At 66.9% G+C, this 24,211-nt stretch carries 22 protein-coding genes; 6 read left to right on the top strand and 16 right to left on the bottom strand.

Annotated features, from left to right (window positions below):
- Nucleotides 1–30: 30 nt before the first annotated feature.
- Genes ACLJPD_RS04635 through ACLJPD_RS04625 form a run of 3 tightly spaced genes read right to left on the bottom strand, consistent with a single transcriptional unit; the run spans nt 31 to nt 3,374 of the window.
- Nucleotides 31–984 (bottom strand): alpha/beta hydrolase, encoded by a 954-nt coding sequence (locus ACLJPD_RS04635; protein ID WP_410870465.1) that lies wholly within the window; start codon nt 982–984, stop codon nt 31–33.
- A gap of 24 nt (nt 985–1,008) precedes the next feature.
- Entirely contained in the window at nt 1,009–1,842 is an 834-nt protein-coding gene (locus ACLJPD_RS04630; RefSeq protein ID WP_410870463.1) for an SDR family NAD(P)-dependent oxidoreductase, read from the bottom strand.
- Nucleotides 1,839–3,374 (bottom strand): flavin-containing monooxygenase, encoded by a 1,536-nt coding sequence (locus tag ACLJPD_RS04625; RefSeq protein WP_410870461.1) that lies wholly within the window; start codon nt 3,372–3,374, stop codon nt 1,839–1,841. The genes ACLJPD_RS04630 and ACLJPD_RS04625 overlap by 4 nt, the downstream gene beginning before the upstream one ends.
- A 67-nt stretch (nt 3,375–3,441) precedes the next feature.
- Here ACLJPD_RS04625 and ACLJPD_RS04620 point away from each other — a divergent pair, with 67 nt between their 5' ends.
- Nucleotides 3,442–4,077 (top strand): TetR/AcrR family transcriptional regulator, encoded by a 636-nt coding sequence (locus tag ACLJPD_RS04620; RefSeq protein WP_410870459.1) that lies wholly within the window; start codon nt 3,442–3,444, stop codon nt 4,075–4,077.
- A 20-nt stretch (nt 4,078–4,097) separates the two neighbouring features.
- Here ACLJPD_RS04620 and ACLJPD_RS04615 read toward each other — a convergent pair whose 3' ends face one another.
- The 3 genes from ACLJPD_RS04615 to ACLJPD_RS04605 form a co-directional block, all read right to left on the bottom strand.
- Nucleotides 4,098–4,589 carry a hypothetical protein gene (locus ACLJPD_RS04615; RefSeq protein WP_410870458.1) on the bottom strand — a complete coding sequence of 164 codons (492 nt, stop codon included), beginning with the start codon at nt 4,587–4,589 and terminating at the stop codon, nt 4,098–4,100.
- 8 nt (nt 4,590–4,597) lie between these two features.
- The gene (locus ACLJPD_RS04610; RefSeq protein WP_410870456.1) at nt 4,598–5,296 is read right to left on the bottom strand and encodes a hypothetical protein; all 699 of its coding nucleotides are present in this window, start codon (nt 5,294–5,296) and stop codon (nt 4,598–4,600) included.
- 84 nt (nt 5,297–5,380) lie between these two features.
- Complete coding sequence (locus tag ACLJPD_RS04605; protein ID WP_410870455.1) at nt 5,381–6,280, bottom strand: hypothetical protein; 900 nt, start codon at nt 6,278–6,280, stop codon at nt 5,381–5,383.
- A gap of 626 nt (nt 6,281–6,906) precedes the next feature.
- On the opposite strand from ACLJPD_RS04605, the gene ACLJPD_RS04600 reads away from it, so the two are divergent.
- Nucleotides 6,907–7,350, top strand: a complete 444-nt coding sequence (locus ACLJPD_RS04600) for a hypothetical protein (RefSeq protein ID WP_410870454.1) — start codon at nt 6,907–6,909, stop codon at nt 7,348–7,350.
- A gap of 26 nt (nt 7,351–7,376) precedes the next feature.
- Here the strand turns inward: ACLJPD_RS04600 and ACLJPD_RS04595 are convergent, their stop codons facing one another.
- The gene (locus tag ACLJPD_RS04595; RefSeq protein WP_410870452.1) at nt 7,377–7,958 is read right to left on the bottom strand and encodes a helix-turn-helix domain-containing protein; all 582 of its coding nucleotides are present in this window, start codon (nt 7,956–7,958) and stop codon (nt 7,377–7,379) included.
- An 81-nt stretch (nt 7,959–8,039) separates the two neighbouring features.
- Here ACLJPD_RS04595 and ACLJPD_RS04590 point away from each other — a divergent pair, with 81 nt between their 5' ends.
- Nucleotides 8,040–9,020 (top strand): NAD(P)/FAD-dependent oxidoreductase, encoded by a 981-nt coding sequence (locus ACLJPD_RS04590; protein WP_410870450.1) that lies wholly within the window; start codon nt 8,040–8,042, stop codon nt 9,018–9,020.
- Here the strand turns inward: ACLJPD_RS04590 and ACLJPD_RS04585 are convergent.
- Together ACLJPD_RS04585 and ACLJPD_RS04580 are read right to left on the bottom strand one after the other, a co-directional pair.
- A complete protein-coding gene (locus ACLJPD_RS04585; protein ID WP_410870449.1) occupies nt 9,017–9,229 on the bottom strand; it encodes a hypothetical protein in 213 nt (70 codons plus the stop codon). The two genes, ACLJPD_RS04590 and ACLJPD_RS04585, sit on opposite strands and share 4 nt — an antisense overlap.
- Nucleotides 9,230–9,348: 119 nt before the next feature.
- Nucleotides 9,349–9,918, bottom strand: a complete 570-nt coding sequence (locus tag ACLJPD_RS04580; protein ID WP_410870448.1) for a TetR/AcrR family transcriptional regulator — start codon at nt 9,916–9,918, stop codon at nt 9,349–9,351.
- Nucleotides 9,919–9,996: 78 nt separating this feature from the next.
- On the opposite strand from ACLJPD_RS04580, the gene ACLJPD_RS04575 reads away from it, so the two are divergent.
- On the top strand, nt 9,997–10,611 hold the full coding sequence (locus tag ACLJPD_RS04575) for a hypothetical protein (RefSeq protein ID WP_410870447.1): 615 nt from the start codon (nt 9,997–9,999) through the stop codon (nt 10,609–10,611).
- 37 nt (nt 10,612–10,648) lie between these two features.
- On the opposite strand, the gene ACLJPD_RS04570 is transcribed toward ACLJPD_RS04575, so the two are convergent.
- Nucleotides 10,649–11,503: a helix-turn-helix transcriptional regulator gene (locus tag ACLJPD_RS04570; protein ID WP_410870446.1), complete on the bottom strand. Its 855-nt coding sequence runs from the start codon at nt 11,501–11,503 to the stop codon at nt 10,649–10,651.
- Nucleotides 11,504–11,595: 92 nt separating this feature from the next.
- On the opposite strand from ACLJPD_RS04570, the gene ACLJPD_RS04565 reads away from it, so the two are divergent.
- Entirely contained in the window at nt 11,596–12,312 is a 717-nt protein-coding gene (locus tag ACLJPD_RS04565; RefSeq protein WP_410870444.1) for an SDR family oxidoreductase, read from the top strand.
- Nucleotides 12,309–12,779: a hypothetical protein gene (locus ACLJPD_RS04560; RefSeq protein WP_410870443.1), complete on the top strand. Its 471-nt coding sequence runs from the start codon at nt 12,309–12,311 to the stop codon at nt 12,777–12,779. The genes ACLJPD_RS04565 and ACLJPD_RS04560 overlap by 4 nt, the downstream gene beginning before the upstream one ends.
- 8 nt (nt 12,780–12,787) lie before the next feature.
- Here ACLJPD_RS04560 and ACLJPD_RS04555 read toward each other — a convergent pair whose 3' ends face one another.
- The 6 genes from ACLJPD_RS04555 to ACLJPD_RS04530 all read right to left on the bottom strand — a co-directional run bounded on the left by ACLJPD_RS04555 (nt 12,788) and on the right by ACLJPD_RS04530 (nt 24,125).
- The gene (locus ACLJPD_RS04555) at nt 12,788–13,945 is read right to left on the bottom strand and encodes a hypothetical protein (protein ID WP_410870442.1); all 1,158 of its coding nucleotides are present in this window, start codon (nt 13,943–13,945) and stop codon (nt 12,788–12,790) included.
- Between the two features lie 208 nt (nt 13,946–14,153).
- The gene (locus ACLJPD_RS04550) at nt 14,154–17,885 is read right to left on the bottom strand and encodes a multifunctional oxoglutarate decarboxylase/oxoglutarate dehydrogenase thiamine pyrophosphate-binding subunit/dihydrolipoyllysine-residue succinyltransferase subunit (RefSeq protein WP_410871926.1); all 3,732 of its coding nucleotides are present in this window, start codon (nt 17,883–17,885) and stop codon (nt 14,154–14,156) included.
- Between the two features lie 174 nt (nt 17,886–18,059).
- Nucleotides 18,060–21,665, bottom strand: a complete 3,606-nt coding sequence (locus ACLJPD_RS04545; protein ID WP_410870441.1) for an ABC transporter ATP-binding protein — start codon at nt 21,663–21,665, stop codon at nt 18,060–18,062.
- On the bottom strand, nt 21,665–22,450 hold the full coding sequence (locus tag ACLJPD_RS04540) for an ABC transporter permease subunit (protein WP_410870440.1): 786 nt from the start codon (nt 22,448–22,450) through the stop codon (nt 21,665–21,667). The genes ACLJPD_RS04545 and ACLJPD_RS04540 overlap by 1 nt, the downstream gene beginning before the upstream one ends.
- The gene (locus ACLJPD_RS04535) at nt 22,447–23,409 is read right to left on the bottom strand and encodes an ATP-binding cassette domain-containing protein (RefSeq protein WP_410870439.1); all 963 of its coding nucleotides are present in this window, start codon (nt 23,407–23,409) and stop codon (nt 22,447–22,449) included. Before ACLJPD_RS04535 ends, ACLJPD_RS04540 begins: the two co-directional genes overlap by 4 nt.
- Entirely contained in the window at nt 23,406–24,125 is a 720-nt protein-coding gene (locus tag ACLJPD_RS04530) for a hypothetical protein (protein ID WP_410871925.1), read from the bottom strand. Before ACLJPD_RS04530 ends, ACLJPD_RS04535 begins: the two co-directional genes overlap by 4 nt.
- Nucleotides 24,126–24,211 lie beyond the last annotated feature (86 nt).

The raw sequence follows: 24,211 nt of genomic DNA, 5'->3' as shown, positions 1-24,211 counted from the left end.
ATCGCCGCCCGAATTGCCCGTCACCAGGCCTTATCGTAAATCGTTGATCGATACCGGCTGAATTGCTTCTCGCAGGAATTCCGCGAGTTCGCTGAGTGCCGTCGCTGCCTCGGTGACCAGCGCGGCTTGCAGTTGTGCGACGTGCCAGAGGCCGCGGGTTTCGGTGAAGCGCACGTGCACGCCGGCTCCACGCAGGGCTGAGACGAGCTTGCGACACTGGTCGTGCAGGAGTTCGCTCACATCGACCTGCACGTAGGTGGGCGGCAGGCCGATCAGGTCTCCCGAGAGCGGGGCGTAACCCACTTCGGTGACGGCGGCGTCGCCGAGGTAGTAGGCGGCGCACGCCTGTGACCACGCCCGGTTGATCACCAGATCGCGGTCCTTGCTCGGCACCTCGGTGGGATCGACCCACGGTGCGATGAGGCCGAGTGCGGCGGGCGTCATCTGATGCCGTTCGATCAGCCGCTGCGCCAGCGCCATCGACAGGCCGCCGCCCGCCGAATCACCGGCCAGGCAGATCTGCTCGGGCCGGTAGCCGACATTGTCGACCAGGTCGAGGAACGCGGCCTCGGCGTCGTCGAGACCGGCCGGGAACGGGTGCTCCGGCGCCAGCCGGTAGTCCAGCGAGTACACCGCGCACGAGGTCTCGAGCGCGAGCCGGGCCACCAGCGAACGATGCGTGGCGATCGAACCGACCACGTAGCCGCCGCCGTGCAGGTACAGGATCGCGCCCGCGGCCCGCTCCGGCGGGACCGCCCGGGTACGCGAACCCGGAATGGCGGTATCGGCGATCACGCGCTCGGCGGGCCTGCCACCCAGCTGCAGGTGCTGCACGACGGAACCGTCGGGCATCAGCTGCAGCCGGGAGACCGCGTCGAGCAGAACGCGCTGAACTACGACCGGTAGCCGCGCGTTCAACGTCATCCGGAACACCGGGTCGAGCAGCGTGCGGGCGATCGGCAGCGGAATCTTGAACTCGCGCATGGAGTTTCCTGGATCTCGAGGGAGTCAGTTAGGCATGAAGCGGCCGTTGACCACGGCCGAGATCCGGTTGTAGCCGGAGGCGAACAAGCGCACGCCCACGTCGAGCACCTTGGCCTCCCAGCCGATCAGCACGCGGGCGTGGCCCTTGCGCACACCCTCGGTGATGGTCTGCGCGGCCATCTCCGGGCTGTGAATCGCCAGGTACTTGTCGAACAGGGAGGCGGTGTTGGCGCCGTCCATGCCCGCGGCGTAGGTGGCGTTGCGGGCGACCGCGGTCTTGATACCGCCGGGGTGCACACAGGTGACCTTGACGGGCGCCTTGGCGACCCGCATCTCCTGGTACAGCGCCTCGGTGAAGCCGCGCACCGCGAACTTGGCCGAGTTGTAGGCCGCCTGGCCGGGCACGGTGACCAGACCGAAGAGGCTGGAGACGTTGACGACGTGACCGTCGCCGGACTCGACCAGCATCGGCAGGAACGCCTTGGTGCCGTTGACGACGCCCCAGAAGTCCACATCCATGATGCGTTCGATGTCTTTGAACTCGGTCTTGATCACGTCGCCGTGGTAGGCGATGCCCGCGTTGTTGTAGATCTGGTGCACGACGCCGAAGTGCGCCTTCACCTGATCGGCGTAGAGCAGGAAAGCCTCACGCTCGGCCACATTGAGCCGGTCGGACTTGACCTGCGCGCCCAGCTTCTCGCAGGACGCGACGGTCTGGGCCAGGCCCTCGGCGTCGATGTCGGAGAGCGCGAGCTTGGCGCCACGGGCGGCCAGGTTCTCGGCCAGTGCGCGCCCGATGCCGGAGCCGGCTCCGGTGATCACGCATACCTTGTTCGTGAAGTAAGCATCTTTGCTCACTGTGCTGCCACCACTTCCCTGTCGGCGTCTGCGGTTGTCGTAGTGTAGGCATCGGCATCGAAATGCCGTGTGAGCCTACGGAATTCGAAGGTGAAGTCCGGCCACAACGTGGTGTTGTTGCCGTGCTTGTCCAGGTACCAGCTGGCGCAGCCGCCAGTGTTCCAGACAGTCTTGCCCAACTTCGCCTGCAGGTCGGTGTTGTAGGCCTGCTGCGCGTCTTCGCGAACCTCGACCGTGCGCAGACCTCGCTTTTCAATGGTCGCCAGCGCATCGCTGACGTAGTTGATCTGCGATTCGATCATGTACACCATCGAGGTGTGGCCGAGGCCCACGTTCGGGCCGACCAGGAAGAACATGTTGGGGAAGTTCGCGATGGCCGAGCCTTTGTAGGCCTGCTGGCCGATCTCGTCGAACACCTCGGCCAGCGTGCGCCCGTCGCGCCCGACCATCGCGTTGTAGGTCGGGGAGTCGGTGACGTGGAAGCCGGTGGCCACGATCAGCGCGTCGATCTCACGCTCGGTGCCGTCCTTGGTGACGATGGAGCCCGGCTTCACCTCGGCGATGCCGTCGGTGATCACGTCGACATTGTCGCGATCGAGCGCGGGGTAGTACTCGTTGGAGATCAGCATGCGCTTGCAGCCGATCCGGTAGTTCGGGGTGACCTTCTTGCGCAGTGCGGGATCGCGGATCTCGATCTGCAGCTTGGCACGCGAGAGGGCCTCGAAGGCCTTCATCAGCACGGGGAAGCGGGTCAGGCCGACGACCTGGGTCTCGCGGGCGGCGTAGATGGCCGCGCGCGAGAGCCGCTGCACGGCGGGGATGTGCTTGAACGCCAGACGTTCGGGCAGCAGATACGGGCGGTCCATGCGCGGCAGCAGCCACGGCGCGGTGCGCTGGTAGACGTCGAGCGTGGCGACCTTGCTCGCGATGGCGGGCACGATCTGGATCGAGGAGGCGCCGGTGCCGATCACCGCGACGCGCTTGCCGGTGAGGTCGGCGTCGTGGTTCCAGCGGGCGGAGTGGAAGATCTCGCCTTCGAAGTCGTTGATGCCCTTGATGTCCGGCAACGACGGCTCACACAGCGCGCCGATCGCGGAGACCACGGTGTCGGCGGTGAACTCGCCCTTGGTGGAACTGATCTCCCACCGCGCGCTCGCTTCGTTCCAGCGGACGCTGAGCACATCGCAGTCGAAGACGTGGCGGTCGAGCACGTTGTGACGCTCGGCGACGCTCTTGATGTAGGCCTGGATCTCGCCCTGCTTGGAGAACGAGCGGGTCCAGTCCGGGTTCGGGGCGAACGAGTACGAGTACAGGTGCGAAGGCACGTCGCAGGCAGCACCGGGGTAGGTGTTGTCGCGCCAGGTGCCGCCGACTTCGCTACCGCGCTCGAGCACGAGGAAATCCTCGCGGCCCTGCTGACGCAGGCGAATGGCCAGGCCGAGCCCGGCGAACCCGCTGCCGACGATGATCGTCTTGACATGGCGGGCGCCTGCTCGGGGTTCGACAGCTTTGTCTGTGACCTTGCGACTCATGTACTCAGAATACGGTTCTATTGAGACGTAGTCAATAGCTATTGAACCAGAATCAGTAGTGGCTAGGATGTCACTTGTGAGTACCAGGAGTGCGGGAGAGACGAAGCGCGTGCGGCTCAGTCCCGAGGAGCGTCGGCTGCAGCTGATCACCCTCGGTACCGAGATGCTGGTCGACCGGCCACTCGAGGAGATCTCGGTCGACGACATCGCCAAGATGGCGGGCATCTCGCGCGGGCTGCTGTTCCACTACTTCGCCTCCAAGCAGGAATTCCACGAGGCGATCGCCCGGCATGTGAGCACCGAGTTCTTCGTCGCGATCATGCCCAACCGCGAGCTGTCGCTGTTCGACATGTTGCGCGACTCGATCGAGCGCTACGTCGACTACGTGTGCGAGCACTCCGCGCCCTACCGCTCGGTGCTGCGCGGGCCCGCCAGTGTCACCCCCGACATGGTCGGCTACGTCAACGAAACCCGTGGTGCCATCGCCGATCTCATCGTCAGCGAACTGCCGCTGCCGCCCGAGGGTGCCGAGCTGGCCCGGCTCACCTTGGCCATCCGCGGCTGGATCGCGTTCGTCGAGGAGACCATCCTCACCTGGATGGTCGAGAAGCCGATCAGCCGTGCGGCACTGGTCGACCTGCTCGTCGAGTCGTTGCCCGCGCTCGCTCTCAGCCCCGCCCTGATCGCGGCCCTGCAAGGCTGAGCGGAACCCACGTCCGAGTTCTACTGACCGCGGAACTCGATGTGGATTATCCGAAGCTCAGGGGAACGCTCGTCTACGAGGACGTCGCGGATCATCGCGTCACCTTCTGGGGACGTGAAGAAGTCCTGCGCCTTCTGCAGGTTGGGGGAGGTTGCCAGCGGAGGTCCGGCTATGGTCTCGACTGGCGAAACCGGCATCCATTTCTTGAACGGCGCGGTGTAGTGCGAGTGCTCGAGCATCCACGCCAGCCCGGAGGGTGAGGTCTCGAGCACGAGGTTGTACCGCAGATCCTCCGGTTTCTCCCGCCGGACGAGCAGCACTTTCCCCTCGGCGGGTAACGACCAGTCGCCGAAATCGGTGGCCTCCGCCACGAGTTCAGGACTGTCCGACATCACCATCGGCTCACCGCCTCGATCGATCACGCCGCCGGAACATCCGGCCACTGCCGATAGTGCGAGGCCGACAACAACAATCGCCAGACCCTGATGGTTGCCTCGCAGAACGCGGACCATGCGCGCTCTCATCGACTCGGGTCCGTCCGTGAACCACCTCGACCGGCGTCGGGCGCCGGCAGGTCGAGCGCTCCGTAAGCAGGCAGTTCGCCCTCGAAGTGCTGCACTCCCGAGGTGCCGAACTGGTTGAACTCCTTCGCCAATCCCGCGGTATGTAATGCGCCCAGTCTTTCGTCGGTAAGGGTGACCTCGAGAATTTCGACGTTCTTACCGCCATCCCAGTTGTATCGGTCATAGAGGTGGATCTGATAGTCCATCGAAATCCGCGGTTGACCACCACCTTCGGCAGGGGTTGTCGTAACCACCCCGGTCGCAGCGACTTCCACCGAGGCCATCGCGAGAAACCAGTCTTCGCTCTCCTCCTGACTGACGGAGAAGCCATCCCAGATGGAGGAGAAGGTGACAGCCTTGTTGTGATTCGCCGCGTCGGTAGCCAGTGGTGCGACGGCCTCGGTGACGACCTTATCGGCCCACTTCTTCAACCTGGGCACATCGCTCATGGCCTCGTCGGGGTTGATCGAGAAATCATCTCCACTGTTGCCGAGGTAGTGGCGCATGCCTTTCGCCGCGTGAGTCAGTCCCGCGACTTCCGCCACCACCTGCGCCCGCAGCGCGACGCTGAAGAACGCCAGATCATCGGCACGGCTGTAGATCGGCTGCGAACCATGGCCACCCGCGCCTACATCCGTAGGCGGCGGCGCGGGCATCCCCGGAATTTGTGGTGACATCAGTGATCTCCAGATATCGAGTCGACCGGCGAATCGGGAACGGGCCAGCTGTTTTCGGTGAGGTCAGACACGATCGTCGCCGCTCTCTTCCCACCAGGCGGTATTCCCGATCCCATAGCGCCTGGTACCTGGATCGGCAACCACTTTGTCCGGGACTTCGAAATCGGTGGCGTTGTATATCGGAGCAGCGCGCCCGGGCGCGTAGTCCAGCGCGGCGGACAACTTGGCGATCATCGTCGTCAAGGCGTTCTGGCGTGTATCCGCAGCCGCCTTCAACTCGTCGACACCTGTGGTGATCTGAGTCTTCAGGTCGGCCGGAAGCGGGTCGTTCACCTGCTTCGCCCACGCGCCGAGCGGGAAGGAAGCCTCGTTGTAGGTAATCGTTTTCAGGATTCTGCTGATGAGATCCGCGGCTTGGTTGTACACCAACCGTTCGAGGCAAGCGCCACCGTTTTCGACGATCTTCGACATGCTGTCCAGGTCGGTGCTGCGCACACCCATCGACTGGCTCAGTGTGCTGGTGCGGGCCGAAAATGTCTGCGCCGCCTCGCCGGACCATTCGCCGGTCAACCATCCGGCGCCGTTGATGAGGTTCTGGGACGCGACATAGTCGTTGGTCCCGAGCATGCCGATCCGTTTGCCGATGGTCTCGATCGTCTCCCAATCCGCGAGCAGCGGTGTGAGGTACGTCTCCGTCAGCTTGATGCCCAGCGCCGCGCTCAATGGCTCGTCATAAGGGGAGAGCTGAGAAATGGCCGACGTCACCCATTGCTTCAGCGTGTACTGATCGTCGGTGACCTCGGGAAGTGCGGGCAGCTGGAGTCCGGCGAATCGGGTGGCGCCCGTGGTTCCGGAATTCCCCGCAGCGGAATCTGTGTCGGCGGCGAGTTCGGTCGCAGTCCCGTCATCGGTCGCTCGGTACGACGTCGCCGCCGTCGACAGGTTGGTGCCGAGGGTTTCCATGGTGACCGTGTCGGATTGCAGGGCTGCGGAGTGCGCGGTCCGAAACTTCTCCAGCGGTGCACTGAGCTCGGCGATGAGGCCCGATGCGCCGCCGGGCATGGCGATCCCGGCGTGGAAGCGCCCGGCGTTCGACGACGCGTTCGCCACGATTTCTTGCAGGTCGAGCGTGAATCCGTTCAATCGGGATACGTCAACCGCCAGGTCGTTCACAATGCCTCCGAAGCGTCTCGGCCGGAGCGGCTTCGCAGGGCTCCGTCCTGCGGAGGCAGGGTTGAATTATGTTGTATCGCAACGAAACTAGCCCATCCCCCCATGGATCTCTCGGAGCATCCTAACCCACTGCGGTGGATCAGTCGGGGCGTTTGCGGTCGATCGTGGGCGCCGGGGGACGAGGTTGAGATTTCTGTTAACGGACCGCTTGGCGCGTCGCGAACCTGTCATGAGATGCCCTGTTCGCAGCGGCGTCCGCTGCTGCATGGGATTAGGGGATTCATCCGTCTAATCCGTTGTGGCAGTTGGTATTCAGATGCCGAATCGTGACCGTAACGGCGGCTAACGGCAGGCCGGTTCGGGACGACGAAGTGGGTATGACTCTCACGAACAGCACGTTTCGCAAACTCTCTGCCGTGACTATTTCCGCCGGCGCCGTTCTCGTCGGACTCGGTGCGCCCGCCGGTGCGCTGCCGTCGGATCCGATCGCGGGGTTCACGCCGACGCTCAGCCGGACTCCCGGCGTCAACTGCGCGGCGATCATCAACGCCCAGACCGTGCCGCAGCCGCAGTCGGGCACCTTCGGCGTTCGGGTGGCGATCACCCAGACCGGGGACTTCTGCCAGCGCTACCAGGTGGCCGTGCACTTCCGCAATCTGGATACCGGCGTCAGCAACGGCCAGTCGCACCCCGTGGAGAACGGTCAGCTTCTGCACGCGCCGGGCAATGTGATCGTCGGGTTCGGCACCGCGCCCGGCAAGGGTCGGGTGGAGGCCTGGATTGTGACCACCGACGAAACCCTGCCCCAGCATCAGGAATTGGAGCACATCGCGGGACGGGCGAGCTTCACGCTCGGCTGATGTCGTAGTTCGGCGTCGGGAATGCCCTAGCCGGACTTCGGGCGGGCGCGCAGATGTGCGCGCTCGCCCTGCTTGCCGAACAGGCTGATGAATTCGACAGATTGTTCGTCGGCGGCGCCGAACCAGTGCGGGACATGGGTGTCGAACTCGGCGGCCTCGCCGGGGTTCATGATCAGGTCGTTGTCGCCGAGGATCAGGCGAAGGCGACCGTTGAGCACGTAGAGCCACTCGTAACCCTCGTGCACCTGCGGCGTCTGGGGCCGATCGCGGGCACCGGGGGCGATGATCATCTTGAACGCCTGGATGCCGCCCGCGCGTTTGGTGAGCGGGAGCATGGTCATGCCGTGGCGGGTGACCGGGCGCAGGTGGATACGCGGGTCGCCGGTGGGCGGGGCGTCGACGAGCTCGTCGAGGGTGACGCCGTGCGCCTTGGCCAGGGGGAGCAGTAGTTCGAGGGTGGGTTTGCGGTCGCCGGATTCCAGCCGGGACAGGGTGCTCACCGAGATGCCGGTTTCCTGGGAGAGGTCGGCGAGGGTGGTCTGGCGCTGTTTGCGCAGGGTGCGCAGGCGAGGGCCGACCGAGTCCAGGGTCTGATCGAGGTCGTCCATGGCTCCAGTTTGCCATGTCGGCAAAGAATGTTGCCAGTCCCTGTGGTGGGAGTGCACTGTGGATTCTCGAAGGAGGTCGAGATGACACAGCTGAACGATTCATACGACGTAGTGGTGCTCGGTGGTGGAGCCGCCGGGCTGAACGCGGCGCTGATGTTGGCGCGGTCGCGGCGCTCGGTGGCCGTGATCGACGCGGGGTCGCCGCGTAACGCGCCTGCTCAGGGGATACACGGACTGCTCGGGCGCGAAGGGATGCCGCCGTTGGAGCTGCTCGAGCTCGGCCGGGCCGAAGTGCGTGGGTACGGCGGCCACGTGGTGCCGGGACGGGTGGTGAACGTCGAGCGGGTCGGTCGCGACTCGGAGGCCGAACTCGTTGAATTCCTCGTGACCCTCGACGACGGCCGGGCCGTGCGCGCTCGGCGCATTCTTGTCGCCACCGGACTCGCCGACGAGCTCCCCGAAGTCCCCGGCCTGCGCGAACACTGGGGCCACGATGTCCTGCACTGCCCGTACTGCCACGGCTGGGAAGTGCGCGATCAGCGCATCGCCGTGCTGGCGAGCGGACCGATGGCGGTGCACCAGGCGCTGCTGTTCAGTCAGCTCAGCGACGACATCGTCTTCCTGTCCCACACGGCCGCCCCGCTGAGTGACGACGACGCGGAAAAGCTTGTGGCACGCGGAATTCGGATCGTCGACGGCGAGGTCGTCGAGGTGCTCGGTGCCGACCGGCTGACGGGTGTCCAGCTCGCCGACGGTACCGTCATCGAACGCGACGCCCTGGTCGTCGGCCCGCGCATGAACACCCGCGCCACGTTTCTCACCGATCTCGGCCTGGTCCCCGAACCGCACCCCTCCGGCGCGGGCGACCACATCCCCGCCGATCCGGTAGGCCGTACCTCGGTCCCCGGCGTCTGGATCGCGGGCAACGCCACCGATCCGTCGGCCCAGGTCGGCGCGGCAGCGGCAGCAGGCGCCATGGCAGGCGCGCAGATCAACGCCGAACTGGTGATGGCCGAAACCGCCACCGCGGTAGCCCGACTCCGGCTCGCCGTCGTCGATTAAGTAACCGGGCAGACCGCGCTGCTGAACGGGCACGGCTTGAAGAATTCCTCGATGAGCATCACCAACACCGAGCTCCCGGTCGTCACATCAGCACTCCCGGACTCGGCGACCTGTGCGGCTGCCGTCGGCGCGGCTGCCGCGTAAGCAGGCGTCGCCGACCCCAGTGCCACGATCGCCACACCGGCCATGATGAATTTCCCGATCGACACGCTGTCTCCCAATTTTCGAAAAGTGTTGTCACAGAGCGGACGACAACGATGATTCCCGCTGTGCCGAGCGGCCGGTAGCCCTGAAATCAGGGCTACCGGCCGGCTCGATTCGAGCTGCTTCAGTCAGGCAGTGCCTTGCGTCGATCGTTCCGCACACCATCGATTGCCGCGGTCAGCAAAACTCGGGCCCTTTCTGGGGACAGTTGGCCGATGGTGACGTGCAGGGCGAGGCCGTCGAGCAGGGCAAGGAGGGTGTCGGCGGCAGTCGTCGGGTCGGGGTGAGGGGTGATCATGCTGGCGACGTGGTCGCGGAAGGCCAGGCCGTTGGTGGCCAGGGCTTCGGCGATGTGGGGACGGACCGAGGCGAAGGCCAGGTAGCCGATCAGGATGCGGGCGTCGGCGGCCGACTCGGCGTCGGTGGGCAGCAGTGCGGTGAGGATCTGGTGGAGATCGGGGTCGGGGCCCGCCGCGGTGATCCGGGCCGCGATCCGGTCGGCGATGGTGGAGGTGGCGAACTCCATCATCGCGTCCTTGCTGGGGAAATAGTGCTGCACCTGACCGGTGGAAACCCCGGCTTCGGTGGCGACATGGCGCAGGCTGATCGACTCGAGGCCGTCGCGGGCGAGCAGGCGCATCACCGCATCGCTGATCGTCGCGCGTCGAGAACTGTGATCCACCCGCTTCGGCATAGGCCGATCCTTTCACAATGCACTTGTATTGCCATGCCTCGGCTCTTTACAATGCGAGTGTATTGAAAAGGAGGGTCCATGCGCCCGACCACCCAGCTCGCACGGCGTTTCGTCCGGTTCGAAATCGACATCTGGGTGAGCCTCGCGCGCGCCCTGGCCCGCAGGCCGGACACCGTAGGCGGCACGCCGATCCGATACGCGGGCGCGGTATCGGCCGTGCTCTGGGCGTTCATCGTGGTCAGCGCCGTGGAGATCCCGGCGGTCCACCTGATCATTCCGTGGCCGCCGGTCCAGATAGTCGCGTTGTTCCTCGGCGCCTTGGGACTGTTGTGGATGGCCGGCATGTTGGCCGCGCACCACATGTATCCACACCTGCTCACCGATGGACTCTTGCGGGTCCGCTACCTGCGCCGTGTCGCCCTCGACCTCCCATTGGCCGACATCCGCGCCGTCCACAACGATCTACGCGCCTACGACGGAGCGAAGTCCTTGCAGCTCACCGGCCCCGGCCTGGCAACCCTCGCGGTCATCGTCGGCAGCTCGACCAATATCCGCGTCGACCTGATCGAACCGCGAACCTTCCACACCCCACAGGGCGACTTCACGGCGAGCACCGTCGCCTTCTGGGCCGACGACCCGAAAGCCGCGGTCGCCTCGATCCGCGCGGAGATGGTGACGGACCGAGCCGTCTGACACCCCCGGACCGGAAATTCACGGCGGCCAGCGGGTTTCAGTGGGATTCGAACGATTCGAGGCCGGTTACGCGGAGGAGGTCCAGGGCGGTGGCGGTGGGGGTGTGTGGGGGTGCGGAGTAGATGATGACGGATTGGTCGGCTTCGGGGACGAGCATGGCGTCGCAGTCGAGGGTGAGGGTGCCCAGGTGGGGGTGGGCGATGGTTTTGGTGAGGCTGCGTAGCGTGCTGGAGCGGCCTGCTTTCCAGAGGGTGTCGAATTGGGGACTGTTGGAACGGAGTTCGGCCAGTAGTCGGGTCAGGCCGGGGTCGTCGGGGTAGGCGGCTTTCACCGCGCGCAGGCAGCCGACGCAGGCTTCGGCGTTGCGGTCGGCTTCTTCGGGGGTCATGACGATGCGGTTGAGGCTGGTGCCGAGGAAGCGCTGCCACATGATGTTGCGCTCAGCGGGTGGGATCGCGGAGAAATCGCCGAACAGGGCCGCCGACAGGGGATTCCACGCCAGAATGTCGGATTTGGCGGACAGGACCATGACGGGCAGGTCGGCGAGTCGGTCGAGCAGACGCAGCACACTGGGGCGGATGAGCATCGGAATGCGGCCTGCCTGTGGCGGTTCCGAGCCGGCCAGGCGGTAGACGAGGTCACGGTCGACATCACTGAGGCGCAGTGCTCTGGTCAGGGCGCCGAGGACTTGGTCGGAGGGTTTGGGGCCGCGGCCCTGTTCGAGTCGCACGATGTAGTCGACGCTCACGCCGGCCAGGTATGCCACTTCCTCACGTCGCAGGCCGGGCACCTGCCTGCGGGATCCGCCGGGCAGCCCCGCGTCGGCGGGTGTCAGCCGGGATCGCGCGGTGCGTAGGACGGTGGCAAGTTCGGCTCTGTCCACCTCATCCATGGTGCCGCACTTCGCGCGAGCACGGGTGGTACCGCGAGTCCTATGCCCGCGCGGCACTGGAGACGGCGGTGCGCAGACGGGAATCTTCTCCCATGACGACAACGATCGCCCTGGTCACCGGGGCCAACAAAGGGCTCGGCCGCGAAACCGTGCGCAGGCTGGCGAGCAAAGGCTGGCAGGTGTTTCTCGGCGCACGCGACACCGCGCGCGGGGAGGCGGCCGCGGCCGAACTCGTCGCGGACGGGCTCGACGTGCGGTTCGTGCCGCTGGATGTGACATCCGATGATTCCGTCGCCGCGGCCGCCGACACAGTGAAAGCCGCGGCGGGCCGCCTCGACGTGTTGATCAACAACGCGGGCATCGGCGGCCCACACACCGCACCGGCCGACACCCGCCCCGATGACCTGCGAGAAGTGTTCGAGGCCAACGTCTTCGGTCCTATCCGCGTGACGCACGCCTTCCTTGCGTTGCTCCAGAGCTCCGACCATCCACGCATCGTGATGGTCTCCAGCGGAGTCGGCTCGATCGCGGTGATCACCGACCCGAAATGGGCGGGACTGCTGCCACCCGCTCTCGGCTATCCGACCACGAAAGCCGCACTGAACATGCTCACCACCATGTACGCGAGCGGCCTGCCCGACATCCGGGTCAATGCGGTGGATCCCGGCTACACGGCCACAGATCTCAACGGCAACAGCGGCTTTCAGACCGTGGCCGAGGGGACGGACGCGGTAGTCGCCATGGCCACGATCGAGCGGGACGGTCCCACCGGCGGTTTCTTCGACAGAATGGGCACCGCCCCGTGGTGAGGGTAGGCGCTCTGCTGGCCGTCCTGCTCGCGGGCGTTTCGGTCGCCGTCTACCTGATCAGAACGGAGAACTCAGTGCCAGAACAGCATTCACAGACCGTGCTCTCGATCGGTCTGCACCCCGGTGCCGTCGACTACACCAAATATCCGAATCTCGATGAAGCCACCCTGACCGCCCGAATAGCAGCGGGCGAATCCGCCTTGCGGGCAGCGGGATTCGACATCGTCTCCTGTCAGGTACCCGCCGACCCGGACGCGGCGGAGGCGAAGCTGCGCGAGTGCGCGGCGGGCGGCACCTTCGGGGTCGCGATGATCGGCGCGGGCGTGCGGATGGCGCCCGAGCACACCTTGCTGTTCGAACGGTTGATCAATGTCGCGTCCGAGCTCGCACCCGGAATCCGGTTCTGCTTCAACACCTCTCCGGAAACCACGATCTATGCGCTGCGCCGCTGGGTTCAGCCCGGCTGATCGGCCTACTACTTGTGGCCGCCGCCGTGGTCGTGGCCGCCACAGGTATCTGTCCGGCGGCCATCCGCGGATGCCTGGCCCGCCCCATGACCTTCGAGCGCGGCGAACGGACCGCACTCGTGCGGTGCGATCCACACGTGCACCATCGGATTGCCCGAGCCGGGGTTGATCGAGTTGGGCGGGCAGTTGCCTTGTTCGTCGATGACCCCGGCGATCTGCGGGCCGTTGTCGCCTGCCTTCCAGCAGAGGTTGTCGTGGACGTGCCACTGCATCAGCGACCCGCCGAAGTCCACGAGGGCGGGGTCGTCGATCTTCTTGCCGTTGGCGATGTACATGGCCGAGACGAGTGTGCGGTTCGTGCCGTCGACCCGGTAGACCAGTGACTCCGGGTGAGTGGCGTCGAGGAAGTTGGTGTCGCGGATGTAGCCGGTGTTGATGTAGTGCTCGTAACCGGTCGCCGAGTCGCCGATCGAGCGGAAGCCCAGGGCGCCAACAGTATTCACATCGGCGAAGGCGGGGAGACCGGCGAGGGTGCTGCGGATCAGGTTGGTGGCGCGGGTCTGCTGGTCGGTGCTCACGCCGGAGACACCGGACAGGTCGATCGGCTGGGTCGGATCCCAGGGACGAGGCCAGTTCGCCTCGTCGCCGGCACCGTGCGCGTGGTCGTCGCCCGCGGCGTGCGCGTGCTCGCCGGTATCGCCGTGACTGTGCACGTGGCCGACGCCGTTGAGCATCGCCGCTAGCGCGAGCACCCCCACCGCCGCCGCCGCGATCCCCGACCGCATCGGCGGCAGGGTCGCGGTGGGCCGCAGCAGGCCGATGCCCGCGGCGAGAGCAGCCAGCGCGCCCAACGCCGCGCACACGGTGTCCGCCACCTGCGGTGACTCCGCGGTCAACCCGGCGATCCACCCCACATCGGCGAACCGGGTGAACGCCCACATCGCGGCCGCGAAAGCATTCACCGCGAGCATCGAGGTCACGACGAGTTTGCGTTCGCTCAGCAATACCGCCAGCCCCGTCGCGCACTGGACCGCGGCGAGTACCACCATCAGCCGCGCCAATGTGGCGTGCTCGGTGTGCATTCCGGCCGCCATGAAGTGCACGGCGCCCGCCCCGACCGAGGCGATCCCGCCTAACAGCAGGTATCCGTTACGTCCGCTCGTCATGCCGTGCTCCTGTGTTTGTTGGAGCGCTGGCGCGCTCGAGCGGGGCCCTTCGGGCCCCTTAAAGGATTTGTCGGACGTTACCTGGGGGCACTGTGGTGTCGTTGCGGGGCGGGTGAGAGAACTCTGTGACCCGTGTCTCGTGCGGAAACGGCGAACGCCGGGTGGATCGTGATGATCCACCCGGCGTCGGTCGTTGTGTGAGAGGTACTTACGTGGTCGGCTCGAAAGCCTCGCTGATGATCTCGGCCTGTTCCACGGCGTGCACCTTCGACGAACCCGAGGACGGGGCCGACATGGCGCGACGCGAGATGCGACGCAGGCGGCCGAGGCGCTCGGGCAGTACCTCGGGGAGGTTGAGGCCGAAGAAGGGCCATGCGCCCTGGTTGGCCGGTTCTTCCTGGACCCAGGCGATGTCGGTCGCGTTGGGGTACTTGGCCAGTGCCTCGTTGAGGCGGTACGTCGGGATCGGGTAGAGCTGTTCGATCCGGACGATGGCCACGTCTTCGCGCTTGTGCTTGGCCTTCTCCGCGGCGAGCTCGTAGTAGAGCTTGCCCGAGGTCAGCAGGATGCGCTTGACCTTGGTGGTGTCGCCGACGCCCTGTTCGTAGGTGGGCTCGTCGAACACCGAACGGAACTTCGACTCGGTGAAGTCCTTGACGTCGGACACCACAGCCTTGTTGCGCAGCATCGACTTCGGGGTGAAGACGATCAGCGGACGACGGATTCCGTCGAGCGCGTGACGACGCAGCAGGTGGAAGTAGTTCGCCGGCGTGGACGGCACCGCCACGGTCATCGAACCCTCAGCACACAGCAGCAGGAAGCGCTCGATGCGACCGGAGGTGTGGTCGGGACCCTGACCCTCGTGGCCGTGCGGCAGCAGCAGCACCACGTCGGAGAGCTGGCCCCACTTGGCCTCACCGGAAGAGATGAACTCGTCGATGATCGACTGCGCGCCGTTGACGAAGTCACCGAACTGCGCCTCCCACAACACCAGTGCGTTGGGGTTGCCGAGGGAGTAGCCGTATTCGAAGCCGACCGCGGCGTACTCGCTCAGCGCCGAATCGTGCACCGCGAACCAGCCCGGGTTCTCCGAGCCGATGTTGTGCAGCGGGGTGTACTCGACCGCGTTGACCCGGTCGATGATGACCGAGTGACGCTGGGTGAAGGTGCCGCGACGCGAATCCTGACCGGTCAGGCGCACATCGTGACCCTGGTCGATCAGCGAACCGAAGGCGAGCAGCTCGGCGAAGGCCCAGTCGACCTTGCCCTCGTAGGCCATCTCGCGACGCTTCTCCAGCACCGGCTTCACGCGTGGGTGCACGTTGAAACCGTCGGGAGTGTTCAGGAACGCGTCACCGATGCGCTGCAGCACCGACTTGTCGACCGCGGTGACCACCGTGGCGGGCACCTTCTGATCGTCCTCGACCGATTCCGACGGCTCCGGGATGTACTTCTCCAGCTCGCGGACCTCGTTGAAGACACGTTCCAGCTGGCCTTGGTAGTCGCGCAGCGCGTCCTCGGCCTCCTTCATGGAGATGTCACCACGGCCGATCAGCGATTCGGTGTAGGCCTTACGCACCGAGCGCTTGGTGTCGATGATGTCGTACATCTCCGGCTGGGTCATCGAGGGGTCGTCGCCCTCGTTGTGCCCGCGGCGGCGGTAGCAGACGAGGTCGATGACGACGTCCTTGCGGAACTTCTGGCGGAAGTCGACCGCCAGGCGAGCGACCCAGTCGCAGGCCTCCGGGTCGTCACCGTTGACGTGGAAGATCGGCGCGCCGATGAACTTCGCGATGTCGGTGGAGTACTCGGTGGAGCGGCTGTTCTCCGGCGCCGTGGTGAAGCCGATCTGGTTGTTCACCACGATGTGGATGGTGCCGCCGACGCGGTAACCACGCAGACCCGACAGGTTCAGCGTCTCGGCGACCACGCCCTGACCGGCGAACGCGGCGTCACCGTGCAGCATCAGCGGCATCACCGAGAAGCCGTCGGGGCCGTCGCCCTTGTCGAGCAGGTCCTGCTTGGCGCGCACGAGGCCCTCGAGGACCGGGTCGACCGCTTCCAGGTGCGAGGGGTTGGCGGTGAGTGAGACCTCGATCTCGTTGTCGCCGAACATCTGCAGGTACTGGCCGTGCGCACCGAGGTGGTACTTCACGTCGCCGGAGCCGTGCGTGGCCGCCGGGTTCATGTTGCCCTCGAACTCGGTGAAGATCTTCGAGTACGGCTTGCCGACGATGTTGGCGAGCACGTTGAGGCGACCGCGGTGCGGCATGCCGATGATGACCTCGTCCATGCCGTACTCGGCGCACTGGTCGATGGTGGCATCCATCATCGGGATGACGGCTTCGGCGCCTTCGAGCGAGAACCGCTTCTGACCGACGTACTTGGTCTGCAGGAAGGTCTCGAAAGCCTCGGCCGCGTTGAGCCGGTTCAGGATGTACTTCTGCTGCGCGACAGTCGGTTTGACGTGTTTCTGCTCGACCCGATCCTGCATCCACTGCAGCTGATCGGTCTCGAGGATGTGGGTGTACTCCACACCGACGTGGCGGCAGTACGCGTCACGCAGGATCGAGAGCACATCGCGCAGCTTCATCCGCTCCTGGCCGTGGAAACCGCCCACGTCGAAGGTTCGGTCCAGGTCCCACAGGGTGAGGCCGTGCTGGGTGACGTCGAGGTCGGGGTGGCTGCGGAACTTGTCCTTGACCAGGCGCAGCGGATCGGTGTCGGCCATCAGGTGCCCGCGGTTGCGGTAGGCCGCGATCATCTCGAGCACGCGCGCGCTCTTGTCGACACCGCGCGCGCTGATGTCCTTGCGCCAGCGGATCGGCTCGTACGGCACGCCGAGGCCGTGGAAGATCTCGTCGTAGAACTCGTCGGAGATCAGCAGGTTGTGGATGGTGCGCAGGAAGTCGCCCGACTCGCCGCCCTGGATGATGCGGTGGTCGTAGGTCGAGGTCAGCGTCATCAGCTTGCCGACGCCGATATCGGCGATCCGCTCGTCGCTCATGCCCTGGAACTCGGCGGGGTACTCCATCGCACCGGCACCGATGATCGCGCCCTGGCCCGGCATGAGGCGCGGCACCGAATGAACGGTGCCGATGGTGCCGGGGTTGGTCAGCGAGATGGTGACGCCGGCGAAGTCGTCGGCACCGAGCTTGCCCTCGCGCGCGCGGCGCACGACGTCCTCATAGGCCGCGTGGAACTGACCGAAGCTCATGTCTTCGGTTTCCTTGATGGCGGCCACGACCAACGATCGGCTGCCGTCCTTGCCCTGGAGGTCGATCGCCAGGCCCAGGTTGGTGTGGGCGGGGGTGACCGAGTTCGGCTTGCCGTCGATCTCGGCGAAGTGGCGGTTCATGTTCGGGAACGCCTTGATTCCCTGCACGATCGCGTAACCCAGCAGGTGGGTGAACGAGATCTTGCCGCCGCGGGTGCGGGCCAGGTGGTTGTTGATCACCAGGCGGTTGTCGATCATCAGCTTGGCCGGGATCGCGCGCACCGAAGTGGCCGTGGGAATCGTCAGCGAGGCCGACATGTTCTTGGCGATGGCGGCGGCGGGGCCGCGCAGCACCTTGTTCTCCGGGCCGGCGGCAGCTGCCTTGGGCGCACTGGTGGCCGGTGCGTTCGACACCGGCGCGGGGGTGGTCTGCGGTGCGCGCACGGTCTTGGCGGCCGGAGCGGGAGCCGGAGCCTTTGCCGCGGCAGCCTTCGGCGGCGCAGTCGCTGCCGCGGGCTTGGGAGCCGGAGCGGCTGCCGCATTGGGCGCTGGGGCCTTGGGTGCGGCGGCCTTGGGTGCTGGCGCTGGGGCCGCTGCGGGAGCGGTGGAGGCGGCCGGAGCCTGGCTGTTACCGGATTCGGTGGCTTCCGGCGTGTAATCCGTGAGGAACTCGTGCCAACTCGCGTCGACCGAGGACGGGTCCTGTTTGTACTTTTGATACATCTCGTCGACTAGCCACTGGTTCTGTCCGAACTGGGAAGTTGAGCTGCTCACAGCTGGTGTTCGCCTCATTTCGTTCTTCGCGCTGCGACGTTTGTGACGTGCCCGGCAGGGGAATCAGCGGATTGCTGCCGATGCGCCCTCACCGAGCATATGCCCCGCGGCTGACAGGCGTCGCTACCGGTCTTGGGTCGACACTATGCCCTCTGCCTCCTGCCCCGCCGCCCAGAGTCGGGAGTACGGGCCGCTACTGGCGAGTAGGTCGAACGGCGCGCCGAATTCCACGATACGACCGTGCTCGACCACCGCGACCAGATCGGCGCGGGCCGCGGTCACCAGACGATGCGCGACCACCACGGTGGTCCGTCCTCGCGCCAGCGATCGGCTGGCGACCAGCACCGATGCCTCGGTTTCCGGGTCGAGGGTGGACGTGGCCTCGTCGAGCAGGAGCAGGTCGGGATCGACCAGTTCGGCCCTGGCCAAGGCGATCAGCTGACGTTGTCCGGCGGAAAGTCCCCGGCCGCGTTCCCCGACCGGATGCGCCATTTTCCGGGGTAGTCCGTCGATCATGTCGGTGGCGCCGACATTGTCGGCGGCGGTCGCGATATCCACCGGGGTGGCGAATATTTGCCCGAATGCAATGTTGCTCGCCACGTCGCCGGTGAACAAGTGAACTTCCTGCGGCACGATGCCGAGCCGCGACCGGTAGTCGGTGAGCACATAGTCACGGATGTCGACACCGTCGACCCGGATCGCGCCCGTCGCCGGGTCTGGGGGCAGGTCGTAGAGCCGGGCGAGCAATTTCACGATGGTGGACTTGCCCGCGCCGGTCGGGCCGACCAGCGCCAGGGTCGCGCCCGCCGGGACGGCGAAGGTGACGCCGTCGAGGGCGGGGGAGCTGGTGCCCGGATAGCGGAAGTGGACGTCGTCGAAGACGATCTCGCCGTGCAACCGGTCGATGGCGACCGCGTCAGGCGGGTCGGCGGCGATCGATGACTCGGTGCGCAGCAGCTCGCCGATGCGCCGCAGACCGACTCTGGCCTGCTGATAGCCGTCGAAGACCTGGGACAGATCCTGGATGGGACTGAACAGCAGCCCCAGGTAGAGCACGAAGGCGACGAGCGTTCCGGTGGTCGTGCGCCCGTCGGCGACGGCATTGGCGCCCAGGTAGACCACGACGGCGAGGGCGAGATCGGCCCAGGCGAGACCGAAGGAGAAATAGGCCGCGATCGCACGTTGCGCGCGGATTCTGGCATCGCGATAGCGGTGGGAGTACTCGGCGAAGCGACGCGCGGCGGTCGGCTCGTTGCGGGCGGCCTGCACGGCGCGCAGGCCCGCGATGTTCTCCTGGAATCCGGCATTGACCGCCGAGACCCGTTCCCGCGAGACGGTGTAGGCGACCGAGGACACCCGCCGGAACAGCAACGTGGCAAGCAGCATCGGCAACACAGCGACCAGCACGACCACGGCCAGCCCGGCATCGATGAAGAACAGTCCGATGGCGACGCCGATCAGGGTGATCAACGCGACCAGCCCAGTGGCGACCCCGGTCTGCAGGAACGTCGACAGCGCGTCGACGTCGGTGGTCATCCTGGTCATGATGCGGCCGGACAGTTCGCGCTCGTAGAAATCGAGGCCGAGCCGCTGCAACTGGGCGTAACTGCGCACCCGCAGCCCGAACAGCACTCGCTCGCCCGTGCGCGCGGTGATCACGGTGACCACCGCGCCGACGGCCAGTCCAGCCAGCACCAGTCCGATCCCGATCACCCCCGAGATCACCAGCGCGGTGTCGTCGCCCGCGGTGACGCCGGTGTCGATGGCATAGCGGACCAGCGGTGGGAAGGCGATGCCGAGCAGGGCATCGACGATGAGCAGCAGCACGACCACGCACACCAGGCCGCGAACCGGGCGCAACAGTCGGCCGAGGCCGAAGTCGGGCTGGGGTGCGCGTAGGTCTCCGGGCAGTGCGGGTTCTTCGGTGGCCGGTGGCAGTGCGTCGACCGCGGCGCGTAGTTCCGGTGTCTCGCTGAGGTCGTTCGAAGCCGACGACATCGAGCGCGGCTTACCCGCGTCGCCGCGCGGTTTGGTCAGGTCGGTCGTTGTCGGCACCACCGAGCCCGCGGGTGCGGGCAGCCGGATGACGCGGTCGGCCTGGGCCAGCGTCGATTCGCGGTGCGCCAGGATGAGCGTGGTTCGACCGCCCGGATCGGGCAGCCGCCGGAAGATCTCGGCCTCGGTGACGGCGTCGACCGCGGAGGTGGCGTCGTCGAGCACCAGCACGCGGGGGCGGGTGAGCAGCACCCTCGCCAGGGCGATGCGCTGGCGTTGTCCGCCCGACAGCGTCAGCCCGCGTTCGCCGATGACGGTGTCGTAGCCCTCGGGCAAGGCGGCGATGAACTCGTCCGCGGCGGCGGCCGTCGCGGCGGCCCTGATCTCGGCGTCGGTGGCCTCGGGCCTGCCCAGCGCGATATTGGCGGCGATGGTGTCGGAGAACAGGAACGGATCATCGAAGACCACACCGACCGCGCCGCGCAGTTCGGCGGCGCGCAGGTCGGCCAGGTCGACGCGGGTGCCGTCGGTGCCGACGAGAGCGATTCGGCCCGCATCGGGCGCGTAGAAACGGGGGAGCAGCAGCGAGAGCGTGGACTTGCCCGAGCCCGCCGGGCCGATCACCGCGACCGTCTCACCGGGGCGCACGGTGAGGTCGAGTTCCTGCAATACCGGCTGATCGGCCTCGAAACCGAAACTGACAGCATCGAATTCGATCCCGAGAGGTCCCGGCGGTAGCTCGGTGGGGTCCTCCGGATCGACGAGTACCGGCGCCGCGTCGATCACCCCGAAGACCCGGTCGACGGCGGCCTTGGTGAGCTGACCCATGATCACCACCGAGGTGATCGTGCGAGCCGAGGACGTCATCGTGGCGAGATAGGCGGTGAACGCGAGAAAGGTGCCGATGCCGATCGCGCCGTGCGAGGCGAGCACCCCGCCGACGATGATCACCGCGACCAGCCCGGCCTGCGGTAGCGCCGACACCAGCGGCGCGAACCTGGCGTTGATCCGCGCGGCACGCATCCGCTCGGCGAACAGCAGCCTGCCGTGGTCTTCGAGGATGTCGACCATGCGGGATTCCTGCCCGAACCCCTTCACCACCCGGACGCCGGTCACCGTCTGCTCGACGTGTTCGGCCAGGTCGGCCGCGCGCTGCTGCGCCGACCAGGTCGCGGCGTAGAGCCGGGGCCGCATCCGCCACACGATCACCGCCATCGCGGGCGCGACCAGCAGCGCGGCCAGTGCCAGCGGTGGACTCAACCACACCATCACCACCGCCGACAGCACGAACTGCAACACCGCCAGGCCCGACCACGGCACCATGGCGAGCAGTCCCTGCACGAGCTGCAGATCGGTGATCGATCGCGACACCACCTGCCCGGTGCGGATCGCGTCCTGGCCCGCGCCGTCGAGCCGCTGGAGGGCGGCGAGCAGCGAAATGCGAAGGCTGTGTTGCACTTCCAGCGACAGCTTGCCCGCCCAGAGCCTGCGCGCGAAGGTGACGACGAACCGCGTCACGGCCAGGACGGCGAGCAGGACGGCGGCGCTGCCGATCACCGCGGTGTCGCCCACCTGGGCGGCGTCGACCGCGCGTTTGGTGGCCAGCGGTGCGGCGATCGCGACCCCCGCACCGGCCAGCACCGAGACCGCGATGCCCGCCAGCAGTCGTGGATGCTCCAGGCACAGGCGCCACAGCCTGCGAATCCACCCGGACGAACCCGTGGTCGCAGGCACTACAGGTCTCGGTTGCGCAGGTCCCACCACCCCGCGGCACCGACTGCCGCTGTCCACAGCAGCAGGACCACCAGGGCCGCCGGTGTCGGCGCGAAGACCTCGGCCTCGTCGAACGAGCCCGCGCTCACCCCGGCCACCGTGGCCGAGACGGGCAGGATCGCGGCGAATCCGCCTGCCCCGAAACCCTTGGCCACCACCCAGATCAGCGGTTCGAGCGCGAAAGCCCAGCCGAGCACGAGCCACACCGCGCCGCTGAACGTGCGCAGCAGCAGCCCGATTCCGGCGCCGAGCACGGCCCAACACATCGCTACCAGCAATCCGGCCGCGAGCACTTCGATCAGCAACCAGCCGAGCTCGAATTTTCCGCGCGCCGCGACGAGCAGCACCAAAAAGCTCACCAGTTCGGCGGCCAGCGCGATCGCGACCGCGAACGCGGCGGTCGCGGCGTACTTCGCGGTGACCAGCCGGTCGCGATCGGGCGCGAACAGCACGGTCAACGCCATGGTCCTGTGCCGGTATTCACCGCCGGTCGAGGCGATGCCGAGCAGTGCGGCGACCACGAAGACCGCGACCATGCCCAGATAGAGGCCGACCGTGGCGGCACCGGTCGCGGGCTGACCCTTCGGATCGACGGGCCCCGACATGATCGCCGTGACCAGCGTCCCGACCAGCGCCAGCACGATCGGCGCGGCCAGCAGCAGCCGGGTCCGGCGCAGCGCGACGATCTTGCGCGCCTCGGTCTCGATACCGGGAACGAGATCGGCGGGGATCACGGAGGTGGTCATCGGGGCGTCCCATACGAGGTCGTGGCCGGGGCGTACGCGGCGGGCGTCGGCGTCGGCACGGTGTGCCGGTGGCGGCGCGGTTTGGTCAGCGAGGCCAGCACCCGATCGGGGTGGATGGGGTCGGCGACGATGCTGCCGATCCGCACCTGCGCGGTGTCGGCGATCGAGCGGATGGTCGCTTCGCTCGCCTCGGCGACGGCGAGGCGTCCGTCGGGTCGCATGACCGCGTCGGTGTATCCCTGGCCTGCCAGCGCGGTCGCCAGCGCGATGGACGGGGACGCGGCGACAACGAAGCGGTCGGGATGGCCACGGCGCAACTTGGCCGGAGTGCCCTGCCAGACGACAGTGCCCTCGCTCAGCACCACGAGTTGATCAGCGCTCGACACCACATCGGCCAGCGCGTCGGAACTGACCAGCACGGTGCCGCCGCGGTTCGCGTGGCCGCGCAGCAGCTCGTGCAGCCAGCCGCGTTCGGTGCTGTTCGCGCCCGCGAACAGATCATCGAGTACGAGCAACCGGGGGTTGCCCAACAACGCCATCGCCAGGGCCAGCCGGGTCTGCTGGCCCGGATGCAATTGGGCGACAACAGTTTCGGCGACAGCGGTGAGGCCGGTTTCGTCGAGTACCGCGGCGACCCGGCGCCGGGACGCACCCGCGACCGGCGCGTAGCACCGCAGTTGATCGCGTACCGTGCGCGCCGGATGTAATCCGCGCGGACTCAGCACCGCCCCGACGGCGGCGGGACCATGGGCCACGCCCTCGATGCTGCCTGTGGTCGGCTGCTGCAGACCGAGCACCATCTGCAGCACCGTCGACTTGCCCGCACCCGCGGGCCCGACGAGCGCGGTCACCGAACCCGCGGGCACCGCGAAGTCGATCTCGTGGACCGCGCTCACCGGCCCGAACTGCTTGTCGACACCGCGTACCAGCAGGGCATCACCGCCGCCGCTGTTGCTCACTTCTTCTTCACCTCGCCGGTGCCGATCGCGGGCAGCGGATCGGCGTCGATGACGTTGTGCAGCGGGGTTTGCCAGAACGCGGGGGCGGGTCCGAAAGCCTTGTGCGCGTTCTCGATCGTCACCTTGCCCAGCGCCCGGTTGCCCGCGCCACCGATGGCGGCACCGATTCCGGCGGGCAGCACCTTGCCTGCCATCAGCGCGACCCGCTTGGTGATGAACCGCTTCATGAACTGCTGCAGCAGCTTGCTGTTGATCCCGCCGAGGCCGGGGACCTTGCCCGCCAGCGCGCCCGCCCAATTCTTCGACTGGGTGCTCAGTCCCTTCTGCACGATCGCTATCCCGGCATCGCCGAGTACGACCGCGAGCACCAGCGCGCGCCGGGCTTCCTTGTTCTCGGGCTCGATGCCGTGCACCGCGGCCTGTGCCAGGGTGAACAGGGCCGAGGCCTCCATGAAGAACACGGTCTCGGCGCTCACGGCCCCGAGCGCGGCGATCGTCCCGATACCCGGCACCGCCGCGGTGGCCCCGACCGCCGCACCGCTTCCGGTGACGGCGAGTAGGTACTGCTTCTCCAGCCTTGTCACGATCTGGGCCGGACTCTCCCCGGGATGGCGCTCACGCAGGAACCCGACATAGCGGCGTACGGCCGGCGCCTGCAGCTTGGACCCGGTGTCGAGCACATCGACCACGGCTTTTTCGATCGCGTTCTTGAACACGGCGTCGTCCTCCTCTTCGCCCCAACGAGTCGAACTGTAGGGCACTTGCGCACCCGACAACTCATCATGCCAACGAGCACCGACAG

The sequence above is a fragment of the Nocardia sp. A7 genome, assembly GCF_046549215.1.
Lineage (GTDB): Bacteria > Actinomycetota > Actinomycetes > Mycobacteriales > Mycobacteriaceae > Nocardia.
This window is presented reverse-complemented; position numbering and strand designations above follow the sequence as displayed.

What these genes read in the sequence shown, in the direction of transcription:
- ACLJPD_RS04635 (WP_410870465.1), bottom strand. Translation starts at nt 984, where the DNA reads ATGCGCGAGTTCAAGATTCCGCTGCCGATCGCCCGCACGCTGCTCGAC.
- ACLJPD_RS04625 (WP_410870461.1), bottom strand. Translation starts at nt 3,374, where the DNA reads ATGAGTCGCAAGGTCACAGACAAAGCTGTCGAACCCCGAGCAGGCGCC.
- ACLJPD_RS04620 (WP_410870459.1), top strand. Translation starts at nt 3,442, where the DNA reads ATGTCACTTGTGAGTACCAGGAGTGCGGGAGAGACGAAGCGCGTGCGG.
- ACLJPD_RS04615 (WP_410870458.1), bottom strand. Translation starts at nt 4,589, where the DNA reads ATGGTCCGCGTTCTGCGAGGCAACCATCAGGGTCTGGCGATTGTTGTT.
- ACLJPD_RS04610 (WP_410870456.1), bottom strand. Translation starts at nt 5,296, where the DNA reads ATGCCCGCGCCGCCGCCTACGGATGTAGGCGCGGGTGGCCATGGTTCG.
- ACLJPD_RS04605 (WP_410870455.1), bottom strand. Translation starts at nt 6,280, where the DNA reads ATGGAAACCCTCGGCACCAACCTGTCGACGGCGGCGACGTCGTACCGA.
- ACLJPD_RS04595 (WP_410870452.1), bottom strand. Translation starts at nt 7,958, where the DNA reads ATGGACGACCTCGATCAGACCCTGGACTCGGTCGGCCCTCGCCTGCGC.
- ACLJPD_RS04590 (WP_410870450.1), top strand. Translation starts at nt 8,040, where the DNA reads ATGACACAGCTGAACGATTCATACGACGTAGTGGTGCTCGGTGGTGGA.
- ACLJPD_RS04580 (WP_410870448.1), bottom strand. Translation starts at nt 9,918, where the DNA reads ATGCCGAAGCGGGTGGATCACAGTTCTCGACGCGCGACGATCAGCGAT.
- ACLJPD_RS04575 (WP_410870447.1), top strand. Translation starts at nt 9,997, where the DNA reads ATGCGCCCGACCACCCAGCTCGCACGGCGTTTCGTCCGGTTCGAAATC.
- ACLJPD_RS04570 (WP_410870446.1), bottom strand. Translation starts at nt 11,503, where the DNA reads ATGGATGAGGTGGACAGAGCCGAACTTGCCACCGTCCTACGCACCGCG.
- ACLJPD_RS04565 (WP_410870444.1), top strand. Translation starts at nt 11,596, where the DNA reads ATGACGACAACGATCGCCCTGGTCACCGGGGCCAACAAAGGGCTCGGC.
- ACLJPD_RS04555 (WP_410870442.1), bottom strand. Translation starts at nt 13,945, where the DNA reads ATGACGAGCGGACGTAACGGATACCTGCTGTTAGGCGGGATCGCCTCG.
- ACLJPD_RS04550 (WP_410871926.1), bottom strand. Translation starts at nt 17,885, where the DNA reads ATGTATCAAAAGTACAAACAGGACCCGTCCTCGGTCGACGCGAGTTGG.
- ACLJPD_RS04540 (WP_410870440.1), bottom strand. Translation starts at nt 22,450, where the DNA reads ATGACCACCTCCGTGATCCCCGCCGATCTCGTTCCCGGTATCGAGACC.